Source organism: Lentilactobacillus diolivorans DSM 14421 (assembly GCF_001434255.1).
Taxonomy (GTDB): Bacteria; Bacillota; Bacilli; order Lactobacillales; family Lactobacillaceae; genus Lentilactobacillus; species Lentilactobacillus diolivorans.
Genome location: NZ_AZEY01000087.1, coordinates 1 through 1,791, shown reverse-complemented (window position 1 = coordinate 1,791; position 1,791 = coordinate 1). Strand labels below are relative to the sequence as shown.

At 36.6% G+C, this 1,791-nt stretch carries 4 protein-coding genes; all 4 read left to right on the top strand.

Features of this window, described 5'->3' with window-relative positions:
- Positions 1-102 (top strand): GlsB/YeaQ/YmgE family stress response membrane protein (locus tag FC85_RS15745; RefSeq protein ID WP_157051288.1); only part of this gene is annotated, 102 nt, incomplete at its 5' end.
- 16 nt (positions 103-118) lie between these two features.
- Positions 119-259 carry a hypothetical protein gene (locus FC85_RS15905; RefSeq protein WP_008857612.1) on the top strand — a complete coding sequence of 47 codons (141 nt, stop codon included), beginning with the start codon at positions 119-121 and terminating at the stop codon, positions 257-259.
- Positions 260-574: 315 nt separating this feature from the next.
- The gene (locus FC85_RS09550) at positions 575-1,498 is read left to right on the top strand and encodes an IS30 family transposase (protein WP_057865310.1); all 924 of its coding nucleotides are present in this window, start codon (positions 575-577) and stop codon (positions 1,496-1,498) included.
- 233 nt (positions 1,499-1,731) lie between these two features.
- Positions 1,732-1,791, top strand: a 60-nt coding sequence (locus tag FC85_RS16260) for a putative holin-like toxin (protein ID WP_235807824.1), incomplete at its 3' end; no start/stop codon positions are given.

The window sequence follows — 1,791 nt, the reverse complement described above, 5'->3', positions numbered from 1 at the left end:
GGTTCTTGGGGGCCTAGTTTAGCTGGTATGGCAATTATTCCTTCATTAATTGGAGCTATCATCTTAGTATTAGTTGTTTCACTCGTTGTTGGCCGAATGTAGAAAGTAGGTAACATGAATGGAAATCATGAAAAAAATATTTAAATTTATAATTGCTAGTACCTTAATTATTAGTGGATTATTATTAGGTGGTACTATATTCGCTACTAAGAAAATTGATACTTTAGGAGACAAATTGCAACAAAAATTACATGGATAATTAGCCAAATTTATCTGTATTAGGCTTCTTAGAACGTAAATAATTGAGCAATTGAAGATCAGTTAATCAATATTTAAATTGGGAAGATAACCCTTTATAAATATAGATTGGAATTTTTTTGATAATTAATCAAAGCAGGCACTTTTTTACATAGGTGCTTGCTTTTATTTATCTATACATTATGACCTAGCAGTTAAAAACTGTTTTTACAGATGGTAGATTGTAAAATTTAAGTTGAACATATTAGTGGACAGAAAAACCCATAAAGGTCTTTAATGGTGTCACCACAACATTCCATTAGAAAGAAGGACCTTTATGGGCACCACTATTTTATCATTTGAAGACCGCGTTGTCATCGAAACACTTCATCATGAAAAGCACTCACTTCAATATATTGCCGATTATTTAGGCTTTAGTAAAACCACTATCTTTAATGAGGTTCATCGCTTAGCTGGTGAGTATCACGCAGTTAAGGCTCAAACTGACCATGAAGTTAAACTTAGTCATCGTGGTCGTAAAACCATCTTAACGACTAACCTAAAGCGATTGATTGAAGAAAAAATCAAGATCCAAAAATGGTCAATTGAACAAGTGGCTCATGTAGTTAGAATTGCCTACAAAACCATCTATAACTGGATTGATCAGGGACTACTGGATATTAATGTGACTGATTTACCTGACCATGGTATTCGTCGCAAACGAGCTAAAGAAACCCGTGGTACTTTTAGTCATGGACGTTCCATCGAAGATCGTCCAGCTGAAATTTCTGATCGTAATACTTCAGGTCACTTCGAAGCTGATACAGTTTTATCTGGAAAACGTAAAGGTCAAGCAGTCGCTACGTTTGTCGATCGTAAGAGTCGGCTTACCATCGTTAAACGGCTTAATGGACGAGATAGTACTTCAATGACCAAGGCTATTTTAGAATTGGCTAACCAGTTAGGAGATAATCTCAAGACCCTTACTGTTGACCATGGGAAAGAATTCGCCAACTACAATTTGATTGAAGAACAGACCGGTGTTCCGCTGTACTTTGCGCACGCTTATTCGCCACATGAACGAGGCAGTAATGAAAATTGCAACCGAGTACTACGCCGCTTCATTCCCAAAGGTCAACCGATTGATGAGATTACCGATGATGAATTGATTCAAATTAACTGGTATTTGAATTCCCGACCACTCAAATGTTTAAATTGGCGAACACCAATTGAGATCTTTTTGCGTAATCTGCGTTACTAAATTTGTTCAAGTTATTTCTTGCAATCTGCCAGATATAAATATAGTATTCTTACTGATTCTTTAATTTTATATTTGGTTAAAGAGCTAGGCTGCCTGTATAATAGATCCAGTAGAGAAGTTAAGGCGGTGGCTATTTCCAATCGGAGGTGGTGCTTATGGTGTTAAACCTTTAAAGCCCATAAATCCTAACGAAAGGAGTAGCCTAGGTGTCCGTGTCGGACGCTTTACAATTAATGCTGGCTTTCGGTACTTTTATCGTGGCCTTAATCGCATTAATTGTTGAGCTGATCAAA